20 protein-coding genes are annotated in these 19231 nt (G+C 72.2%); 12 read left to right on the top strand and 8 right to left on the bottom strand.

Annotated elements, in window-relative coordinates:
- Window positions 1–147 precede the first annotated feature (147 nt).
- The 5 genes from AB0J86_RS13170 (at window position 148) to AB0J86_RS13150 (ending at window position 4178) form a co-directional block, all read left to right on the top strand.
- Complete coding sequence (locus tag AB0J86_RS13170) at window positions 148–1032, top strand: ABC transporter ATP-binding protein (RefSeq protein WP_363856811.1); 885 nt, start codon at window positions 148–150, stop codon at window positions 1030–1032.
- On the top strand, window positions 1029–1880 hold the full coding sequence (locus tag AB0J86_RS13165; protein WP_363856596.1) for an ABC transporter permease: 852 nt from the start codon (window positions 1029–1031) through the stop codon (window positions 1878–1880). The genes AB0J86_RS13170 and AB0J86_RS13165 overlap by 4 nt, the downstream gene beginning before the upstream one ends.
- 13 nt (window positions 1881–1893) lie before the next feature.
- Window positions 1894–2148 (top strand): helix-turn-helix transcriptional regulator, encoded by a 255-nt coding sequence (locus tag AB0J86_RS13160; protein WP_363856595.1) that lies wholly within the window; start codon window positions 1894–1896, stop codon window positions 2146–2148.
- A gap of 26 nt (window positions 2149–2174) precedes the next feature.
- The gene (locus AB0J86_RS13155) at window positions 2175–3494 is read left to right on the top strand and encodes an asparaginase (RefSeq protein ID WP_363856593.1); all 1320 of its coding nucleotides are present in this window, start codon (window positions 2175–2177) and stop codon (window positions 3492–3494) included.
- A gap of 114 nt (window positions 3495–3608) precedes the next feature.
- On the top strand, window positions 3609–4178 hold the full coding sequence (locus AB0J86_RS13150) for a hemerythrin domain-containing protein (protein WP_363856591.1): 570 nt from the start codon (window positions 3609–3611) through the stop codon (window positions 4176–4178).
- Window positions 4179–4292: 114 nt separating this feature from the next.
- On the opposite strand, the gene AB0J86_RS13145 is transcribed toward AB0J86_RS13150, so the two are convergent.
- Entirely contained in the window at window positions 4293–5240 is a 948-nt protein-coding gene (locus tag AB0J86_RS13145) for an SDR family oxidoreductase (RefSeq protein ID WP_363856589.1), read from the bottom strand.
- A 104-nt stretch (window positions 5241–5344) separates the two neighbouring features.
- Here AB0J86_RS13145 and AB0J86_RS13140 point away from each other — a divergent pair, with 104 nt between their 5' ends.
- Entirely contained in the window at window positions 5345–6034 is a 690-nt protein-coding gene (locus AB0J86_RS13140; protein WP_363856587.1) for a TetR family transcriptional regulator, read from the top strand.
- A gap of 33 nt (window positions 6035–6067) precedes the next feature.
- Here AB0J86_RS13140 and AB0J86_RS13135 read toward each other — a convergent pair whose 3' ends face one another.
- Together AB0J86_RS13135 and AB0J86_RS13130 are read right to left on the bottom strand one after the other, a co-directional pair.
- On the bottom strand, window positions 6068–6613 hold the full coding sequence (locus AB0J86_RS13135; RefSeq protein ID WP_363856585.1) for a hypothetical protein: 546 nt from the start codon (window positions 6611–6613) through the stop codon (window positions 6068–6070).
- Between the two features lie 282 nt (window positions 6614–6895).
- Window positions 6896–7405, bottom strand: coding sequence for a MarR family transcriptional regulator (locus AB0J86_RS13130; RefSeq protein ID WP_363856583.1), 510 nt, complete (start codon window positions 7403–7405; stop codon window positions 6896–6898).
- A 313-nt stretch (window positions 7406–7718) separates the two neighbouring features.
- Between AB0J86_RS13130 and AB0J86_RS13125 the strand changes: the two genes are divergently transcribed.
- Window positions 7719–8687 (top strand): alpha/beta hydrolase, encoded by a 969-nt coding sequence (locus tag AB0J86_RS13125; protein WP_363856581.1) that lies wholly within the window; start codon window positions 7719–7721, stop codon window positions 8685–8687.
- A gap of 172 nt (window positions 8688–8859) precedes the next feature.
- On the opposite strand, the gene AB0J86_RS13120 is transcribed toward AB0J86_RS13125, so the two are convergent.
- Both AB0J86_RS13120 and AB0J86_RS13115 read right to left on the bottom strand, forming a co-directional pair.
- A complete protein-coding gene (locus AB0J86_RS13120) occupies window positions 8860–9933 on the bottom strand; it encodes an LLM class flavin-dependent oxidoreductase (protein WP_363856579.1) in 1074 nt (357 codons plus the stop codon).
- A 194-nt stretch (window positions 9934–10127) separates the two neighbouring features.
- The gene (locus AB0J86_RS13115) at window positions 10128–10784 is read right to left on the bottom strand and encodes an NAD(P)-binding domain-containing protein (RefSeq protein ID WP_363856577.1); all 657 of its coding nucleotides are present in this window, start codon (window positions 10782–10784) and stop codon (window positions 10128–10130) included.
- Window positions 10785–10959: 175 nt separating this feature from the next.
- Here AB0J86_RS13115 and sigJ point away from each other — a divergent pair, with 175 nt between their 5' ends.
- The 3 genes from sigJ to AB0J86_RS13100 all read left to right on the top strand — a co-directional run bounded on the left by sigJ (window position 10960) and on the right by AB0J86_RS13100 (window position 13830).
- The gene (gene sigJ, locus AB0J86_RS13110) at window positions 10960–11844 is read left to right on the top strand and encodes an RNA polymerase sigma factor SigJ (protein WP_363856575.1); all 885 of its coding nucleotides are present in this window, start codon (window positions 10960–10962) and stop codon (window positions 11842–11844) included.
- Window positions 11845–12005: 161 nt separating this feature from the next.
- Window positions 12006–12230 carry a hypothetical protein gene (locus AB0J86_RS13105; RefSeq protein WP_363856573.1) on the top strand — a complete coding sequence of 75 codons (225 nt, stop codon included), beginning with the start codon at window positions 12006–12008 and terminating at the stop codon, window positions 12228–12230.
- A gap of 196 nt (window positions 12231–12426) precedes the next feature.
- Window positions 12427–13830, top strand: coding sequence for an FAD-dependent monooxygenase (locus tag AB0J86_RS13100; protein ID WP_363856571.1), 1404 nt, complete (start codon window positions 12427–12429; stop codon window positions 13828–13830).
- A gap of 132 nt (window positions 13831–13962) precedes the next feature.
- Here the strand turns inward: AB0J86_RS13100 and AB0J86_RS13095 are convergent, their stop codons facing one another.
- Both AB0J86_RS13095 and AB0J86_RS13090 read right to left on the bottom strand, forming a co-directional pair.
- Window positions 13963–14790: an alpha/beta hydrolase gene (locus tag AB0J86_RS13095; RefSeq protein WP_363856569.1), complete on the bottom strand. Its 828-nt coding sequence runs from the start codon at window positions 14788–14790 to the stop codon at window positions 13963–13965.
- A gap of 61 nt (window positions 14791–14851) precedes the next feature.
- Window positions 14852–15853, bottom strand: a complete 1002-nt coding sequence (locus AB0J86_RS13090) for a zinc-dependent alcohol dehydrogenase family protein (RefSeq protein WP_363856567.1) — start codon at window positions 15851–15853, stop codon at window positions 14852–14854.
- 126 nt (window positions 15854–15979) lie between these two features.
- Here AB0J86_RS13090 and AB0J86_RS13085 point away from each other — a divergent pair, with 126 nt between their 5' ends.
- Window positions 15980–16561: a CGNR zinc finger domain-containing protein gene (locus AB0J86_RS13085; protein WP_363856565.1), complete on the top strand. Its 582-nt coding sequence runs from the start codon at window positions 15980–15982 to the stop codon at window positions 16559–16561.
- 64 nt (window positions 16562–16625) lie between these two features.
- Here the strand turns inward: AB0J86_RS13085 and AB0J86_RS13080 are convergent, their stop codons facing one another.
- Entirely contained in the window at window positions 16626–17351 is a 726-nt protein-coding gene (locus tag AB0J86_RS13080) for a histidine phosphatase family protein (RefSeq protein ID WP_363856563.1), read from the bottom strand.
- A 419-nt stretch (window positions 17352–17770) separates the two neighbouring features.
- Here AB0J86_RS13080 and AB0J86_RS13075 point away from each other — a divergent pair, with 419 nt between their 5' ends.
- A complete protein-coding gene (locus AB0J86_RS13075; protein ID WP_363856561.1) occupies window positions 17771–19078 on the top strand; it encodes a cellulose binding domain-containing protein in 1308 nt (435 codons plus the stop codon).
- Window positions 19079–19231: the final 153 nt, after the last annotated feature.

Raw genomic sequence — 19231 nt, 5'->3', positions numbered from 1 at the left:
TCGAAATGTAGTACACCTGCTATCGTTCGCGGGAGATGTTGGACGGGGAGGGGGAGGAATATGACAGCCCTGCGCGAGCTGGGCACGGAGACGGCGGTCGCCGAACCGCCGGACGAGCAGACGGCGCTCGACGTACGCGATCTCCGCATGCGGTACGGCGCGGTGGACGTGCTCACGGGGGTGACCTTCACGGCGCGCCGGGGGGAGGTGCTGGCGCTGCTCGGTCCGAACGGTGCCGGCAAGACCACCACCATCGAGATCCTGGAGGGCTTCCGGATGCGCTCGGCCGGCCAGGTCAGCGTGCTCGGAGTCGACCCGGGCCGGGGCGACGAACGGTGGCGGGCCCGCCTCGGCGTGGTGCTCCAGTCCTGGCGCGACCACGGCAAGTGGCGGGTGCGTGAGCTGCTCCGGCACCTCGGGCTCTACTACCGGAGCTACTCGACCGACCGGATCACCCGCCCCTGGGACGTGGACGAACTGGTCGAGGCGGTCGGGCTCACCGAGCACGCCGACAAGCGGGTCGGGCAGCTCTCCGGCGGGCAGCGCCGCCGGCTCGACGTCGCGATCGGCATCGTCGGCCGCCCGGAACTGCTCTTCCTGGACGAGCCGACCGTCGGTTTCGACCCGTCGGCCCGGCGCGAGTTCCACGACCTGGTGCACCGGCTCGCCGACATCGACGAGACCACGATCCTGTTGACCACCCACGACCTGGACGAGGCCGAGAAGCTGGCGGACCGGATCCTGATCCTGGCCGGCGGGCGGATCATCGCCGACGGGTCGGCCGACGAACTGTCGCGCCGGATGTCGACCGAGGCGGAGGTGCGGTGGAGCCAGGGCGGCGGACGGTTCGTGCACTCGACCGGCGACGCGACCCGCTTCGTACGGGACCTGTTCCGCCAGCACGGGGACGCGATCGAGGACCTGGAGGTACGCCGGGCCAGCCTGGAGGACACGTACATGGCGATGGTGCGGGAGTTCGAGGCCGGCCGGCGGGACGCGGCGGCCCAGCGGTTCGCGGAGGTGGCCCGATGAACCCGAAACTGGTCGCCGCGCGGGCCGGCTGGGCGCGGGGCGGGATCGAGCTGCGCCAGACCCTCACCACCGCCCAGGACCTCTGGACCTACTTCTTCCCGACCGTGATCCTGCTGGCCGTCATGCTGTTCATGCGCGGCTCGACCGTGCCCGGCACCAGCTTCTCGCTCGGCTCGCGCACGCTGCCCGGCGCGCTGGGCATGGGTATCGCGTTCGGCGGCCTGCTCACGGTCGCCCAGCAGCTCATCGTGGAGCGGGAGGACGGCACCCTGCTACGCGCCAAGGCGACGCCGGACGGGATGCTGGGCTACCTGATCGGCAAGATCGTCGTGGTCTCCGGGATGACCCTGGTCAGCTTCTCCCTGCAACTGGTTCCCGGCCTCTTCGTCCTCGACGGACTGGAGCTGGGGCGGCCGGGTACGTGGCTGACGCTGGCCTGGGTGCTGGTGCTCGGCCTGGTGGCGACCATGCCGCTCGGCGCGATCGTCGGCTCGTTGATCTCGAACCCGCGCAACATGGGCCTGGTCATGCTGCCGATCATGGGGCTGGTCGCGATCTCGGGCCTGTTCTATCCGATCTCGAACTTCCCGGGGTGGCTCCAGGGGCTCGCGCAGGTCTTCCCGATGTACTGGCTAGGGTTGGGAATGCGGTCGGCGCTGCTGCCCGAGAGCCTGGCGGCGGTGGAGTTCGGTCACTCGTGGCGGCACCTGGAGACCTTCGGGGTACTCGCGGCCTGGGCCGTACTCGGTCTGCTCCTGGCGCCGGCGGTGCTGCGCCGGATGGCCCGCCGGGAGTCGGGGTCGAGCGTGGCGGCGCGCCGGGAGAAGGCCATGCAGCGGGTGACATGAGGGGCGAGACGGAATGAGTGAGGTGGTCTACAACCGCCTCGCGATGTTGCGCGCGGAGCGGGGGATCTCCCGGCGGCAGCTCGCCGAGGCGCTCGGCGTCCACTACCAGACGGTGGGCTATCTGGAGCGGGGCGAGTTCCGGCCGAGCCTCTACCTGGCGCTGCGGATCGCGGAGTACTTCGAGGTGCCGGTGGAGGTGGTCTTCTCCGTCGAACCGTTCCCACGGCTCGGCGGAGCCACCGCGTCGGACGGCGAACGCTCGGCGTAATCACCTGGAAATATTCGCTTCCGAGAATGCGATCTCCAGTCGTCTGCTCGGAGGTCGCCGTGCCCAACCTGCCACGATCCTGGATGTCGTCGATGCCGCGGCGGTTCGCCCCGCTGGCCGTACCGCTGCTCGGTGCGGCGCTGGGCGCCGCCGCGGTGCTCGCCGTGACGGCGGTACCCCGACCGGCGCCCGACGCCGCACCCCCGTCCGCCGTCCGCTCGGTGGTCGCCCCCGCGGAGATCCGCAGCGTCGCGTACACCGAGACCCTCGCCGCCGCGAAGACGCGCAAGCCCAAGGTGGCCGTCGTCGGTACCGGCGGGACGATCTCGGGAGTCGCCACCTCCCGGAGCGCCTACACCGACTACCAGTCCGGCCGGATCCCGATCGCCACCCTGGTCGGCCAACTGCAACCGGAGATCGGAACGGTGGCCGACGTGACCGCCGTCCAGTACGGCAACAAGGGCTCGGGCGGCTACACCATCCCCGAGTTCCACGGGCTCACCCTCGCGGTCGAGTCGGCGCTGCGCGGGGCGGACGCGGTGGTGGTCACCAGCGGCACGGACACCATGGAGGAGTTCGCCTACTGGCTCGACCTGACCGTGCAGAGCCGCAAGCCGGTGGTGCTGACCGGCGCGATGCGGCCCTGGGCGGCGGGCACCCCGGACGGTCCACAGGTGATCGGTACCGACGGCCCGGCGAACCTCTACAACGCCATCGTGCTCGCCGCCAGCCAGGTCACCTACTGCTTCGGCACGGTGCTGATGCTCGGTGACGAGTTCCACGCCGCGCGGGACGTCACGAAGACCAACTCGTACCGGGCGGACACCTTCCAGAGCCGCGAGTTCGGCGTGCTGGGCTGGATCGACGGGCCGAATATCAAGGTCGGCCGGGCACCGTCGCGGGTGGAGCGCTGCGACCGGGAGCGGAGCTGGCTCACCCCGTTCGCGCTCTCCCGGGTCGCGCCCGCCGCGCTGCCCCGGGTCGAGGTGGTCACCTCGTACCAGCAGGCCGGCGGCGAGGCGATCACCGCGTTCGCGGCGGCCGGGGTGAAGGGCATCGTCACCGCCGGCACCGGCTCCGGTGGCCTCTCGGCGGAGCAGTCGGCGGCGCGTACGGCCGCCGCCCGCGCCGGCGTGGTCTTCGTCAGCACGACCCGCACCGGCTCGGGCTCGGTCTACGGCGACAGCGACACCCTTCCGATCGTCGCGGGCGACGACCTGCTGCCGCAGAAGGCCCGGCTGCTGCTCCTGCTCAGCCTGGCGTTCGCGCCCCGCGACGTGGACCGGGTGAAGGAGTGGGTGACCACCCTCGGCAACCCGGAATGGGAGACCGCGCCCGGTAGGTAGCCGACGGTGACGATCGCCGCCGTGGGCATGGACGGCCCGTTTCGGGGAAGTCCCGTCGTCGCGCGGTGGCACCGGCCGGGGCCACGGCGGGCTCGACCGAGGGGAGGCGTCGAGATGACGGCCGTGCAGGAACAGGACGTGGTGGACCTGTTGGTTGACCAACATAACGAGATCAAGGCGCTGTTCGGGCAGGTGAGCCGGGCGCAGGGCGCCGAGAAACGGGAGTTGTTCGAGGGGTTGGTCCGGCTGCTGGCGGTGCACGAGAGCGCCGAGGAGATCGTGGTCCACCCGACCGCCCAACGCGAGATCGAGCGCGGCAGGGAGGTGGTGAAGCAGCGCCGGCAGGAGGAGGACGAGGCCAAGCACGTGCTCGCGGAGCTCTACGACCTGGGGGTCGACCATCCGGACTTCGACCAGCGACTCGCCGCGTTCGCGGACGCGGTCGTGCAACACGCGGGCAAGGAGGAGTCGGAGGAGTTCTCGGCCCTGCGCCGGAGCATGTCCGCCGAGCAACTGCGACAGATGAGCGGGGCGATCCGGGCGGCCGAGGCGATCGCGCCCACCCGACCGCATCCTCACAGCGGGGAGTCCATGGGCGCCAACGTGCTCGCCGGGCCCCCGCTGGCCGTCTTCGACCGGGTACGCGACGCCATCCGGGACTGGCGCGAGGCGCACGCCAGGTAGCGCCACCGCGGCCGGTGGGGCCGCCCGGGTGCCGCCGCGACGCCCCGGGCGGTCGCGGCGGCCGCCCGCGCGGGGAACGGGTGGCGCTCCGGCCCGACCGGCCGGTCGGCGCGTTCACCCCTGCGGGTAGGTCACCCCGGTCAACCGCTCCGAGACCGCCCAGAGCCGGGCGGCGTCCGCCTCGTCGCGCGCCCGGTCGGGCACCTTGGCCGGCGCCGGGCCGCCGGTCAGCTCGAAGAACCCGTCCGGGCCGTAGTAGGCCCCGCCCTCGGCGTCCGGGCTCGTGGCGGCGTACAGGGCGGGGAGGATGCCGGTGGGGATCTGCTGCCACATGCCGGGGACGCGGTACAGCACCCGGTAGAGGGTGCGGTTGAGCCGGGCCGACGCGCCGCCCCCGTGGGTCGGGCCGGTGACCTGAAGATTGGTGACGGTCGCGCCGGGATGTGCCGCGTTGCTGCGGATTCCCCAGCCGCCGGCCCGGCTGCGCCGGTCGAGTTCCCGGGCGAAGACCAGGTTGGCCAGCTTCGACGTGCCGTACGCGCGGCGCGGGTCGTAGCGGCGCTCGCTCTGCAGGTCGTCGAAGTCGAAGCGGCCCCACCGGTTGGTCAGGCTGCTCAGCGTGGTGACCCGCGCGCCGCCGTCCCGCAACAGCGGCAGGAGGTGACCGGTCAGCGCGAAGTGCCCGAGGTGGTTGCCGCCGAACTGCAGCTCGAAGCCGTCCCGCGTCTGGAGCCGCCGTGGCGGCGTCATGATGCCGGCGTTGTTGACGAGGTAGTCGATCGAGCGGCCCTCCTCACGCAGCCGCGCGCCGAGCGCGGCGATGCTCGCGAGGGAGGAGAGGTCCAGGTCGCGCAGGCTGAGCTTCGCCTCGGGGTGTTCGGCGCGGATCCGGTTCACCGCGTCGGTGCCGCGCTCGCGGCTGCGTACGGCGAGGATCACCTCCGCGCCGGCCCGGGCGAGCCGGCCGGTGAGCCCGAAGCCGATCCCGCTGTTCGCGCCGGTGACGACCGCCAACCTGCCGCTGAGGTCGGGCACCGGGATGTCTGGTGTCGTCCGTGCCATGGGTCCGGTTCCTCCGGCTCGTCGGGGATCGGCTGGCGCCGCGCCCGACGTTATCAGCCCAGTGGTCCGTTAACAAGAGTCCAGTGGGCTGATAGCATTCGACCATGGCCGACCGCGACCCCACGGGCTTCCAGCGGGCGCGGCGCCCGGAGCAGGTGGCCGCGCGGCGCCACGCCATCCTCGACGCGGCCCGGTCGATGCTGGCCGAGCGGCCCGTGGCCGAGATCAGCCTGCGGGAGCTGAGCGACCGGGTGGGGCTGGCGAAGTCGAACGTCCTGCGCTATTTCGACAGCCGCGAGGCGGTATTTCTGGAGTTGCTCGACGCCGGCTGCCGGGAGTGGCTGGACGAGGTCGAGAGCGCGCTGCGGACGTCCGGGGAATCGCGGACCGAAGGGGCGTACGCGCGCGAGATTCGTACCGCCTCCGTCATCGCCGACTCGCTCGTGCGGCGGCCATTGCTCTGCGAGTTGGTCAGCGCGATGGCGAGCATCCTCGAACGCAACATCTCCGTCGAATTCGCGCGTACCTTCAAACGCCGCGCCGCCGCGAACAGCGACCGGCTGGCCGGACTCGTACGCGCCGAACTGCCCCGGCTGAGCGCCGACGCGGCGGCGCACTTCGCCGGCGCGGTATTCGTCATCGTCGCCGGTCTCTGGCCGTACGCGACGCCGACCGAGGCGGTCGCGACGGTCACCGCGGAGATGGGCGCCCCGCCCGCCGAGGTCATGTTCCCGCGCGGCCTGCGCGACGGGCTGGTCAACCAGCTCGTCGGCCTGTCCGCCCGGGCCGGCTGAGGCGTCCGGCGGGGACCCGGGCGGTCGCGTCGGTCACCGGGCGGAGGTGCCGACCGGTGCGTCCGCCCGGCGCTCGCGCTCCGGGGCGCGCGGCGCCGGCGGCGGGCCGCCCGTCCGCGGCGCGCCCGTCCACGGTCCGGCTCCCGCGACCCCGGGGGCCGGGCGGCCGTCGTGCCCGCCGGCGGTCCCGCCGGGCCGGTGCGCCGCCATGATGGCCAGGTGCTCGCGGTCCCGCTCGCGGTTCAGGTGCGCCTTGTACCAGGAGACGACGTCGAGCCGGAGGAACCGGAAGCCCTGGATCAGGTCCGCGCCGTCGATCAGCTCGTCCACGTGCCAGCGTTCGGGGAACCAGCCGTCGAATATCTCGATCTGGCCCTCCCGCAGCACCACCCGCTGGACCGTCGAGTAGGGAGCGTCGGCGGGCGGTACCAGCCGGGTGGCGGCCGACCAGGCGGCCCCGCGCGCCACGATGTCGAGGTCGGACGGGTCGTCGATCCAGCCCCGCGCGTAGAGCGGGCCGCTGCCGGCGATGACGAAGTCGTCGCGGCAGAGGCCGATGCGTACGATTTCCCGGATCAACCGATCCTCTCGCAACATATACACGGACGTTTCCCCTTCCGCTGTTGCCGCCTCGGTGCTCATCGACCGAATGTCGAACAGGCGTACGGATGACCGCGGTTCGACGGGGGCCGAGATCCTGGGCGGGATCGGTCATCGTTTCAAAGGTAACGGATTTTGCCGGTTCGACCTATTGTGGAATCGTCGACCGGTGGAGAAACGCTAAGCGTTCCGGTGGAAATCTCCCTGCTTGCCCAATAGATCTAATCGCCGGCCGGGGATCCGGGCGGAAGTCGCGCGCCGTCAGCGGCGTACGCCGGACGGCCGGCGGGACTCGACCAACTCGGCCCGACCGTCGCTGACGGAGGCGGTGAGCCGGCGCAGCAGGGTGCGCAGGGTGTCGAAGTCGTCGGCGGGCAGTCCCATCAGGCGGCTCATCACCGGCGGGATCTCCTCGGCCCGGTCCCGCAGGGCCCGCCCGCTGTCGGTGAGGGTGACGTGCACGCTGCGCTCGTCGTCGCTGCGCCGCTCCCGGCGGATGTGTCCGGCCGCCTCCAGCCGCTTGAGCAGCGGCGTGAGGGTGCCGTAGTCGAGCTGGAGGGCGACGCCGAGGTCCTTGATCGCGCAGGCGCCGCGTTCCCAGAGCGCCAGCATGACCAGGTACTGCGGGTAGGTGAGCCCGAGGTCCTCCAGGATCGGCCGGTAGGCGTTGGTCACCGCGCGCGAGGCGGCGTAAAGCGCGAAGCACATCTGGTCGTCCAGCGACAGCGGGTCGGACGACCCCCCGGGCTGCTTCCCCTGGTCGGTGGTCATGTGGGTGCACCTCCATCGGTGATGGCGGGACGGCTGGCGCGCCGGCGGCGCGGGCCGGACGGCGGCCGTGCCGGCCAGGCCCCTCGGCACGGCCGGGCGCCCGCGGACGGGTCCGCGCCGGCCGAGGGCGCGGGCCGGACGGTCCGGTCCGCAGGCCACTCGTGCCATCCTAACTGTTACCCGAGCCACTTTTGCCAAGTTAACTTGTGCACGAGGTAATCGCCTACTAGGTTTCTGGGTGTCGCCGCGACGAACGTCCGGCGACCACCGACGAGCGACGGCCCACCAGGCCGGGAACCAAGAGGAGAGGGACATGAGCCAGTCGACGAGTCAGCCGGTGGTGCTCGAGCCGGCGGCGCAGGCGTTCGCCGAGGCGACCGCGAACCCGCCGTACCTGTTCGACCTCGGGCCGGTCGAGGGACGCAAGGCCGTGGATGAGGTGCAGAGCGGCGAGATCGCCAAGCCCGAGGTCGAGATCGAGGAGATCGACGTACCGGGCGGGCCGAACGGGCCGGTCTCGGTACGGATCGTGCGCCCGGTCGGCGCCGCCGGTCCGCTGCCGGTGATCATCTACATCCACGGCGCCGGCTGGGTCTTCGGCAACGCGCACACCCACGACCGGCTCGTCCGCGAACTGGCCGTCGGCACCGGCGCGGCGGTGGTCTTCCCGAACTACAGCCTCTCGCCCGAGGCGCGGTACCCGGTCGCGATCGAGGAGAACTACGCGGTCGCGACGTGGGTGGCGGCCCACGGGTCCGAGCACGGGCTGGACGCCGACCGGATCGCCGTGGCCGGGGACAGTGTCGGCGGGAACATGACCGCCGCCCTGACGCTCATGGCGAAGGAGCGCGGCGGGGTGCGGCTGCGGCAGCAGGTGCTCTTCTACCCGGTCACCGACGCGGCCTTCGACACCGGCTCGTACCAGCGGTTCGCCACCGGTTACTTCCTGCGCGAGGATGCCATGCGGTGGTTCTGGGACCAGTACACCACCGACCCGGCCCAGCGGGCGGAGATCACCGCCTCCCCGCTGCGCGCCACGGTGGAGCAGCTCACCGGCCTGCCGCCCGCGCTGGTCATCACCGCCGAGGCCGACGTGCTGCGCGACGAGGGCGAGGCGTACGCGAACAAGCTGCGCCAGGCCGGCGTCCCGGTCACCGCGGTGCGCTACCAGGGCGTCATCCACGACTTCGTGATGCTCAACGCCCTGCGCGAGACCCACGCCGCCGAGGCGGCCATCAACCAGGCCGTCGCCGTGCTCCGCGGCGCCCTCGGTACCGCCTGAGCGGGGCCGGAACGCCGGGGCGGACGCCCGCCGTCGCCTCGGCCCGTACCCGCTCGACTCGTACCCGCCGGTCGTCGTCCGACCGGAACCGAAGGGGCCCTCCCGCCGGAGTCATCGGGCGGGAGGGCCCCTTCGTCGAACTCGGCCCGGCGCCAGGGTCGGGCGGGCCGGGTCAGGCCGCCAGCAGCTCGCGTACCCGGGGGATGACCTTCGTGCCGTACAGCTCGATGTTGGTCATCAGCGCCGCGTGCGAGAGTCCGCCCATGGCGTACTTCAGGTCGAAGCGGGTCGCGCCGAGCGCGGTCAGGTTCGCCGCGATCTTCCGCGCGACCGTCTCCGGCGACCCGACGTAGAGCGCCCCGTGCGCCCCGATCTCGTGCCGGAACGACTCCCGGGTCGGTACGGCGAACCCGCGCGTACGGGCGGCGCGCCGCATGACCTCCAGGTAGCGCGGCCAGAACTCGTCCGCGGCCTGCTCGTCGGTGGCCGCGACGTGCCCGGGCGAGTGCACCCCGATCGGCAGGGCGGGCTGGCCGAGCTGCTCCAGCGCCCGCCGGAAGAGCTGGGAGAAGGGCACGAAGCGGGTCGGGGAGCCGCCGATGATGGCGAGCATCAGCGAGTACCCGTACCGGGCGGCGCGGACGACGGACTGCGGGCTGCCGCCGACGCCGATCCAGGCGGGGAACGGTCCGGCCTCGGTGTGCGGTACGACGTCCTGGTCCTTCAGCGGCGCGCGGGTCCCGCCCGTCCAGGTGACCGGCCCGCCCCTGCGCAGCTCGGCGAAGAGCTGCACCTTCTCCTCGAAGAGCCGCTCGTAGTCGGCGAGGTCGTAGCCGAAGAGCGGGAACGAGTCGATGCTCGACCCCCGCCCGAGGATCACCTCGGCCCGCCCGCCGGAGATCGCGTCCAGCGTGGAGTACCGCTGGAAGACCCGTACGGGGTCGTCGGAGCTCAGCACCGTGACCGCCGAGCCGAGGCGGATCCGGTCGGTACGGGCGGCGATCGCGCCGAGCACCACGTCCGCGGCCGAGAGCGGGAAGTCGTCGGTGTGGTGCTCGCCGATGCCGAAGAAGTCCACGCCGACCTGGTCGGCGAGGACGCCCTCCTCGACGACGTCGCGGATCGTCTGGGCGTGCGAGAGCGGGCGGCCCTGCGCGTCCTGGGTCACGTCGCCGAAGGTGTCGAGCCCGAGGACGAGCGGAAACTCCGTCGTCGCCGGGGCGGATGGTACGGGTGCGGTGCTCACGTCGATCTTCCTGTTCTGGTCGGGGCGGTGCCGTTGTCGCCGGTGATCTGGGCCGTGCCGTCGTCGTCGACGGGGTCGGGGCGGGAGGGGATCGGGGCGGTGCCGTTGCCGTCGTGGGATACGCGGTCGGCGGCGCGGACCGCCGGCGCGGACCGCGGGGATGGCGGGCCTGGTGGCGGGCGATCGGCCCGGGGTTAGGGGGTGGACGCCAGGGCCCGCTCGAACTCGGCGCGGCGCAGCGACGCCCCGAAGACCGGGCCACCGGGTTCGAGGAGCCGTCCGGCGGCCAGGCTCGCCAACCGGACGGCGTCGTAGCCGATGCGCTCGATGAACTCGGCCACGGTGCGTACCGCCTCGGGGTCGTCCCCGGCGACGCCGAGCGCGCGGCGGTCCGGCGCGCCCGCGGGGCGGCGCTCGGCCTCCAACTCGTGGTACCCGATGTGGTTGAGCGTCTTGACCACCGTCGAACGCGCCAGCCGGCGCTGGACGATCTCGCTGCTGCCGTACCCGCGGTCCTCGAAGAGCTCCTGGACGCCGTCGACGGGCGGCCAGTAGTTCATGGTGTCGACCACGAGCTTCCCGGCCAGCAGGTCGGGGTCGAGCGCGGCGAACCGGTGCAGCGGGATCGCGAGCACCACCACGTCGGCGTCGGCGACGGCCTCGGCCGCCCAGCGCGGCTCGGCGCCGGGTGCCAGCACCTGGGTGATCAGCGCGATCCGTTGCGGGTCGCCGGAGGCCGCGACGGAGACGGCGTAGCCGGCCGCGAGCGCGACCCGCGTGATCACCGGGCCGGTGTGCCCCGCACCGAGTACGGCGATCCGCGGCAGCCGCGGCGGAACGGCGTCGGTCATGGTTGTCCCTCTCGTTGCCCCAGGTCCTTGACGAGTCAAGAATACTCCGGGTATTTGACGCGTCAAATACGACGGAAGTGACCAATTCACGTCGGTCGAGGTGGGGCCCGAGGCGGCGCGATGGTGCCGGTTACCCTCTCGCCCGTACGGTCGAACGGCTCCGCGGGGGTGCGGCGTGGACGAGCGCGAGCGGCTGGCGGAGCGGTTCGAGGAGCACCGGAGCCGCCTGCGGGCGGTGGCGTACCGGATACTCGGCTCGGTGAGCGAGGCCGACGACGCCATCCAGGAGGCGTGGCTGCGGGCCAGCCGCGTCGACATCGGCGAGATCGAGAATCTCGGCGCGTGGCTGACCACCCTGGTGGGACGCGTCTGCCTGAACATGCTGCGCTCGCGGGAGCGGCGCCGCGAGGACCCGCTCGACGTAGGGATACCGGAACCGGTCGTCAGCCGCGAGTCGGGCACCGATCCCGAGTACGAGGCGCTGCTGGCCAACTCGGTCGGGCTGGCGCTGCTGGTGGTGCTCGACTCGCTGGCGCCCGCCGAGCGGCTCGCGTTCGTGCTGCACGACATGTTCGCCATACCGTTCGAGGAGATCGCCCCGCTGGTCGACCGCTCGCCGGCGGCGACCCGGCAACTGGCCAGCCGCGCCCGCCGGCGGGTACGGGACCAGGCACCGACGCCCGACCCGGACCGCGCCCGGCAGCGCGAGGTCGTCGACGCGTTCTTCGCCGCGACCCGCGACGGCGATCTCCAGGCGCTCGTCGCCGTGCTCGACCCCGACGTGGTACTGCGCTCCGACGGCGGCGCCACCCTCGCCCACCAGACCGTCACGATCAGGGGCGCGCGGACGGTGGCGGAGCGGGCGGCCACCTTCGGGCGGCTCGCCCCGTTCGCCCGTCCGGTGCTGGTCAACGGGCTCGCCGGAGTGGTCGTCGTGGCTCAGGGGCGGCCGATCTCCGTCATGGGCTTCACGGTCACCGCCGGGAGGATCGTCGCCATCGACGTGCTCGCCGACCCCGAGCGGCTGCGGAAGCTCGATCTGGCGGTTCTGGACGACTGAGCCGCCCGGTTGCGGGAAGACGGGGATCTCGGTGACTCGGGGTCTCGGTGACTCGGGGGTCTCGGTGGCTCGGGGGAGTGGTGACGATGGTTCGGAGATCTCAGACGCGCGGCATCAGTGAGCGACTCAGGCGGGTACGGAACCGTACGAAGCGGCGACGGGTGTCGTTCGCCCAGCGGGCCGAGGAGTTCGCCGCCCAGGTCGGGGTCCTGCTCGGGCGCAAGGCGAGGAAGGCGGGTCGCAAGCGACCGCTCAAGATCGAGCGGGGCGGTAGGCACGCCACGCGCAGCGTGGGCCGGGCGACCCGGGGCATCAAGGCCGTGAAGATCAACGTACGGAACGGCCGGAAGGTCGGGCGCGGCCGGAAGCGGCTCGGCTCGGGCTGATCCAGCCGCGAGGCGGTGCGATCTCCACGGCGAGGCGGTGCGATCTCCGGGGCGCGACGGTGCGATCTCCGCGGCGAAAGGGTGCGATCTCCGCCGCGCGACGGGGGTCACATCAGCGAACCGTGCCGATGCGTCGATCGTTCGAGGCTCGCATGCTGTGCTCCAATGCACACGGGGCGAGCCTCGGGAGGTTGGCGTGCCACGATCAGCCGCGGCCATCTTCGACAGCATCGGTGCTGCCGAGGACCGTACGAAACCGGCCGTCGTCCTCGACCGGGCCGTCGTGCTCGGCGGTAGCGTCGCCGGCCTGCTGGCGGCCAGGGTGCTGGCAGACCACGCCGAGAGCGTGGTGATCATCGATCGGGACGACCTGGGCGCGACCGCTGAGGCGCGTGCCGGTGTACCACAGGGGTCCCAGATACACGCGCTGCTGCCCGGCGGCCTGATCCAGCTCGACCGCTGGTATCCGGGCTTCTCCGAGCAGGCCATCGCCCGGGGCGTGTACGTCGTCTCGCCGGACGTACGCCGCTCGTACCTGGACGGGCGGCGCAAGGTCCGGGGCTCGGACGTGGACATTCTCTCCGCGAGCCGGCCGTTCCTGGAGAGCCTCATCCGCGAGCGCACGCTGGCGCTGCCCAACGTCAAGGTGGTCACGGGCCGGGTCACCGGCCTCGACTTCGGCGACGACGCCGTCACGTCGGTGCGGTACGAGTCCGCGGACGGTCCCGGCGCCGAGCCCGCCGACTTCGTGGCGGACGCGATGGGCCGGTCCAGCCGGCTCGGCGACTGGCTGGAGCAGGGCGGCTGGGAGCGACCGCCGATGACCCGGATGATCATCAACGTCAACTACGCGACGGCGATGTTCCGGCGCGCCGAGAGCCGCCCGGAGATCGCCACGGTGCTCGCCACCTCCACGGCGAAGGTCTCCGGGGACATCGGCGGTGCGATGTTCACCGCGGTCGAGGGCGACCGGTGGATGGCGATGATCGGCGCGTACGGCGAGGTCAGGCCCGGCCGCAGCAGCGAGGAATTCCTGCGCCGGTTGCGGGAGGACTTCACGCCGGAGTTCGAGCGGGTGGCCGGGAGCGAGTTGCTGGGCGAGGTCAAGACCTACCGGCAGGCCGACAGCCGGCGCCGGGACTTCACCGCGCTGACCCGGTTCCCGGCCCGGCTCGTCAGCGTCGGCGACGCGGTCTCGTCGTTCAACCCCATCTACGGCCAGGGGATGACCTCGGCCACCCTGCACGCCTCCTGCCTCGCCAGGTACCTGGGCTCCCGGCCCGACCTGGCCCGCCCGGCCCGCGAGTTCTTCGCCCTGCAGAAGGTCGTCGTGGACGCCGCCTGGGGCATGTCCACCTCCGCCGACCTGGCCCGGCCGTCGGTACCCGGTCCCTACCCGCGCGGCTACCGCCTCTCCTCCTGGATCGGCAATCAGATCCTGACCGCCTCCGTGGTCGACCCGGTGATCGCCCGGCGCTTCGACGGGGTTACCCACATGCGGCGGCATCCGAGCCACCTGGCGTCCCCGGGGACCATCCTGCGCGCGCTCCGCGTCAACCGGCGGGCCCGCCGGCGCGACGGCGTGACCGACGCGGCCTGACGTACCGGTACGGGAAGCCCGGGGCCGGGCGGCCGACCCGCGCCACGGCCGGCGTGGGCGCCGGAACCGAGCAGGTTCCGGCGCCCACGGGTTTCGGTGCCGTACGGGATCAGTGCGGTGTCGCCGACCCGGTCACCTCGTGGCCGTCCACCAGGCGGTGACGATGGCGGCGTAGTCGTCCGGTGCGGACTCCCAGGTGAAGTGCCCGGCCTCGACGATGTCGAGTTTGCTGTTCGGCAGCCGCTCGTGCAGGTACTCGGCGTTGACCAGCGGTACTGCCGTGTCGTGCCGTCCGGCGATGATCTGCACGGGCGTGCGGATCTCCGGCAGCAGGTCGCGGAGGACCGGTAGCTGCTCGGGATAGCTGCGTACGTAGGGCAGCGACGCGAAGAACCGGTCACCCTCGTACGAGGACAGGTAGTCCTCGCGGACGTGGTCGGGGATCGCATACCCCTCGATATGTGGAAGCACCGCCTCGACGACGTCCCGCCCCTCGGTGCGGAACGCCTCGACGTCGGGGGCCAGCACCCAGTCCCGCAGCACCCCGCCCAGTTGGATCGGCACGGCGGCACCTCCGCTCCCGACGACGAGGCTTCGCAACCGGCCCGGATGCGTCGCCGCGGCGAAGAGCGAGGCCGAGGTGCCGATGTCGGGCCCGACGACGTGCGGGCGGTCGAGCCCGAACTCGTCGGCGACGCGGACGACGAAGTCGCCCATCGCCCGCGGGGTCAACCACGCGTCGCGGCGTCCGGACCGGCCGAAACCCGGAAGGTCGATCGCGACCAGATGGGTACGTTCGGCGAGCCGGGACCAGGTCGGCTCGAAGGCGTACAGGCTCTCCGGCCACGGGCTCAGCAGGAGCGCGGAATCGCCCCGCTCCTCGCTCTCGGCGTAGCGGACCGGCACGCCGTCGACGAGCCGGGTTCGCGGCCGGATCGGTGTGCTCGACGAGGTCGTCAACGCCTTACCCCTTCTCGTGTGCGATGGCCATGGGCTCGGTCCGGCCCGGTTGGTCGCGGCGTCACGCAGCCTGCCCGGGGGTGAACAGGATCTTGCCCGAGCGCCGCTCGCGGCCCGCGTGGGCCAGGGCCTCGGCGAACCGCTCCAGCGGGTACGTCGCCTCCACCTTCGCCTTCAGCACGCCCTGCTCGACCAACTCGGCGAGCTCAGCGTAGATCCGGGTCAGCCGCTCACGCGGGGTATCGCGGATCCAGGAGAGGATGAAGAAACTGCGCAGCGAGATCGAGCGGTAGATGAAGTCACCGAGCGGGAGGACCGGGGCCTGCCCGGTGATCGCGCCGAACGTCACGACACTGCCGCCGTCCTCGACCAGACGCACCAACTCGCCGACGTGCTGGGGGCCGCCGGTACCGTCCAGGAGAAGCCGTAGCCGGCGATCGTCGAGCGCGGCGGCGGCCCGGTCGCCCAGGCCCTCGCCGTCGAGCACGACGACGTCGGCACCGTGCTCGCGCACCTGTTCGGCGGCGTCCTCCCGGCGCACCACGGCCAGGACGTGCAGCCCCGCCCGCTTGGCGAGGGTGATGACGTGCTGGCCGACGGCCGAGTTGGCCAGGGTCAGGCCGATCCAGTCGCCGGGCTTGAGCTCGGCGTAGTCGTGCAGCAGGCCGTACGCGGTCGCCGGATTGACCGGGAGCATGGCGAGCTGCAGCGCGTCGGCGTGCTCCGAGATCGGTACGACGTCGCGGGCGGCCACGACCGTCCGCTCCGCCCAGGTGCCCCGGACGAAGGTCGGCAGGATGAGTACCCGCCGCCCCACCAGGGACTGGTCCGCCTGCGGCCCGGCCCGCAGCACGCGGCCGACACCCTCGGCGCCGAGCTGCGCGGGGACCTGCGGCTGAACGCTGAACCAGCCGGCGGTGAAGAGCAGGTCGGCGGGGTTGACAGGGGCGGCCTCGATCGCGACGAGCAGGTCCCCGGCGCCGAGGGTGGGATCGGGATCGCGGGCGAGCGTGACGGTCTCGTTCAGGTCGCCACCGACCTTGGTGAGGATGAGCTGGCTCATGGGGAGCTCCTTCTGGCACAGGTCCCGTAATCGGCTATCAAGCTATGACCATTACGGTTGTAGCGCGCGATCGGGGATGTGTAAAGGTCTTTGTTAGTTAGGCCATGTCGCGGTACCGTGTGGTCCATGGCCACGTACGAGCGCCCGAGCGCGGCCGACCTGCGGATCCCCGCGTCGGCCGCGGCGATCGTGGACCTGCTCAACTCCCGGCCGCACGCGACGCCGACACTGCCGGACACCCTGGACGACACCGGGCAGGCGGGCGCAATCCTCGCCCCGTTCGACCCCGACGTGCGGGAGACGCTGACCCCGGCCCGGGTCGAGCGGGTCCGTGCCGTGCGCGACGACCTCATGGCGGTGCTGGCGGCCGGCAGCTCGGGGCAAACCGCCCAATCGTGGACGGCGCTGACGCAACACGCCAGCGACCTCACCTTCCAACAGACCTTCGCGCCGGACGGGCAACCGCGACTGCGGCAGGTCACCGGAGATCCCCTCGTCGGCCGGATCGTGCTCACCGTCGCCGAACTCGTCCGGGACAACACCTGGTCACGGGTGCGCATCTGCGCTAACGAGATGTGCTCGCACGTCTTCTACGACACGACCCGCAGCCGTACCCAGCGCTGGCACTCCTACGAGTCGTGCGGCAATCGAACGAACGTGGCCGCCTACCGGGCACGCGCCCGTGGAACTCGCGACAGCGGAGCATGACGGCCCTCTGGGTGCCGCCGCCTGGCGCCCGGGGACGGGCCCCGGAGAACGTGGGGCAAGCGGGCTATCGGCCGGGGTGGGCGGGCACGTCCGCGCCGGTCAGGTGCGGGGTGACGGCGAACTCGACCAGGTCGAGGCGGCCGTTGGCGTGGACGTAGCGGGTGAGCGAGGTGTTCGCGATCGGGGTGGCCGCGAGGATCGCGTCGAGGTCGGTGAACGGCAGCCCGTCGAGGATGTGCCGTACGGTGACCACGACCGCGTCGTGCGCCACGATCAGCACCCGCTCGCCGGGATGGTGGGCGTTCAGGTCGGCCAGCACGGCGCGTACCCGGGCGGCGACGTCGTCGAACGTCTCGCCGCCGGGCGGCAGGTAGGCGTAGGGGCCGTCGGCGGCGAGGCGAGCCGCCTCGGCGGGAAACCGTTGGGCGATCATGGCGGGGGTCATCAGCTCCAGGTCACCCATGAGCCGGTCGCAGAGCCGGTCGTCGACGCGGGCCTCCGGATAGCTGACGCCCTGCGCGGCGGCGGTCTCCGCGACCCGGGTCCAGGTCTGCCGGGCCCGCACGTAGGGGGAGCAGACGATGTGGTCGGGACGTTGACCCGCGGGCCGGGTGGCGAGCCACCGGCCGAGGTGAGTGGCCTGCTGCCAGCCCAGCGGTGACAGCTCGATGTCGGCGTCGCGCCCGGTGACGCCGTGGTCGGCGAGCCCACGGGCCTGTGCGTCGGCGAAGGCCGCGTTCGCCGTACTCTGCCCGTGACGGACGATGGTCAACTCCGCGACGGTGTCCATGCTTCCATTGTCCGACCGGCCCGTCGGCCCCGAACGCCCCTGCCTCCGGTCCGGTCCGGGCCGCGCCGCGTTTCCCGGCCGCGCTCGTGACCTGAACGCCGCACCGTCGAGTGCGGCGGCGCGCGTTGATATTGGCCGATGTTATCGCTAACGCAGCACAGTTCGGTGCGGATGCCGGTCTTCACTCATCGCCCCATGGGGATGGTCGCCACGCGAGAGCGCGGAGCCGAACCGGAACACCAGCCAGATCTCTCGCGGTGCCCCGCGCTGGGGGCGGCCGTCCCCCGAGACTGGACGGGCTGGACGGACTTGCCGGCAATCAATCGAGCATAGTCAATGTTATGGTGAACATTGACAGGCGCTGGCCGGACCCGCGTGGCCCGTGTCGGCCCACTGGGCGAGACAGAAAGGAGTCCGGGATGTCGAGATACAAACACCTCTTCGCCGCTATCACGACCGCGGCCCTGCTCGTCACGGCCACGGCTACGGCCGGGGTGCTGAGTGGCGGCCTCGATGGCACCGCGGTGGCCGGGACCAGCGGCACCCTCGCGACGACCGCTGGATGCGGCCGGGCGCCAACCCTGACCAGCGGCACGCGATCCATATCGAGCGGCGGCCAGAACCGGACCTACATCCTCAGGATCCCCGACAACTACGACCGGAATCACCCGTACCGACTGATCTTCGCCTTCCACTGGTTGAACGGCTCGGCCAGCAACGTCGCCTCGGCCGGCTACTACGGGCTCCTGCCGCTGTCGAGCAACAGCACGATCTTCATCGCGCCGCAGGGCATCGACGCGGGCTGGGCCAATCCCAACGGCCGGGACCTGACCCTCTTCGACGACATCCAGCGGCAGGTCGAGAACGATCTGTGCGTCGAGACCAGCCAGCGCTTCGCCCTGGGCTGGAGCTACGGCGGCGCGATGAGCTACGCGGTCGCCTGCGCCCGACCGACCGTGGTGCGCGCGGTCACCGTCCTCTCCGGTGCCAACCTCAGCGGCTGCAACGGCGGCACCCAACCCGTGGCGTACTTCGGAATCCACGGCACCCACGACAGCGTCCTGAACATCTCCCAGGGACGGACACTGCGCGACACGTTCGTCCGGAACAACGGCTGCACGGCGCAGAGCCCGCGCGAGCCGGGCCAGGGCAGCCTCACGCACATCACCACCCTCTACTCGGGTTGCCGCGCCGGATACCCGGTCCAGTGGGCCGCCTTCGACGGAGACCACACCCCGAGCCCGGTGGACGGGTCCGGTACCCCCAACGACTCCCGGACCTGGACCTCCGGCGAGATCTGGCGGTTCTTCAGCCAGTTCCAGCCGACCACCCCGCCGACGAGCGCGCCGCCGACCTCGGCACCACCCACCTCGGCGCCGCCGACCAGCGCGCCGCCGACCACGGCCCCGCCGACCGGCGCGCCCGGCGCCTGCACCGCCACCTACCGGGCGGTCAACACCTGGCCCGGCGGCTTCCAGGGTGAGGTGACCGTGGCCAACAACGGGCCCACCACCCTCACCGGCTGGACCGTGGGGCTGACCCTGGCCAGCGGCCAGGCCATCAGCAGCGTCTGGAACGGCACCAACACCGGTACCACCGGCAACGTCACCGTGAAGAACGCCCCCTACAACGGCACCCTCGGCGCGAACGCCTCGACCACCTTCGGCTTCACCGCCACCGGCAACGGCGCCACCCCGCCGAGCGGCATCACCTGTACCAGCCCGTGACCGTGCTCGGGGCCCACGGCCGCCCGGCGGTGGGCCCCGGCGAGCCGCCGGCCTCGGCCGTCGCGGGTTTCTGCCGTTGCGGGTTCCTGCCTCGCCGCCGGCCAGAGTGCGGCATCCCCGCCGCTTCGGTTACCGGTAGACGGTCGCCGCAGG

Source organism: Micromonospora sp. NPDC049559 (genome assembly GCF_040676675.1).
Lineage (GTDB): Bacteria > Actinomycetota > Actinomycetes > Mycobacteriales > Micromonosporaceae > JBFAPK01.
The sequence above is the reverse complement of the archived record's forward strand: the minus strand, read 5'-3'. Positions and strand labels throughout refer to the sequence as shown.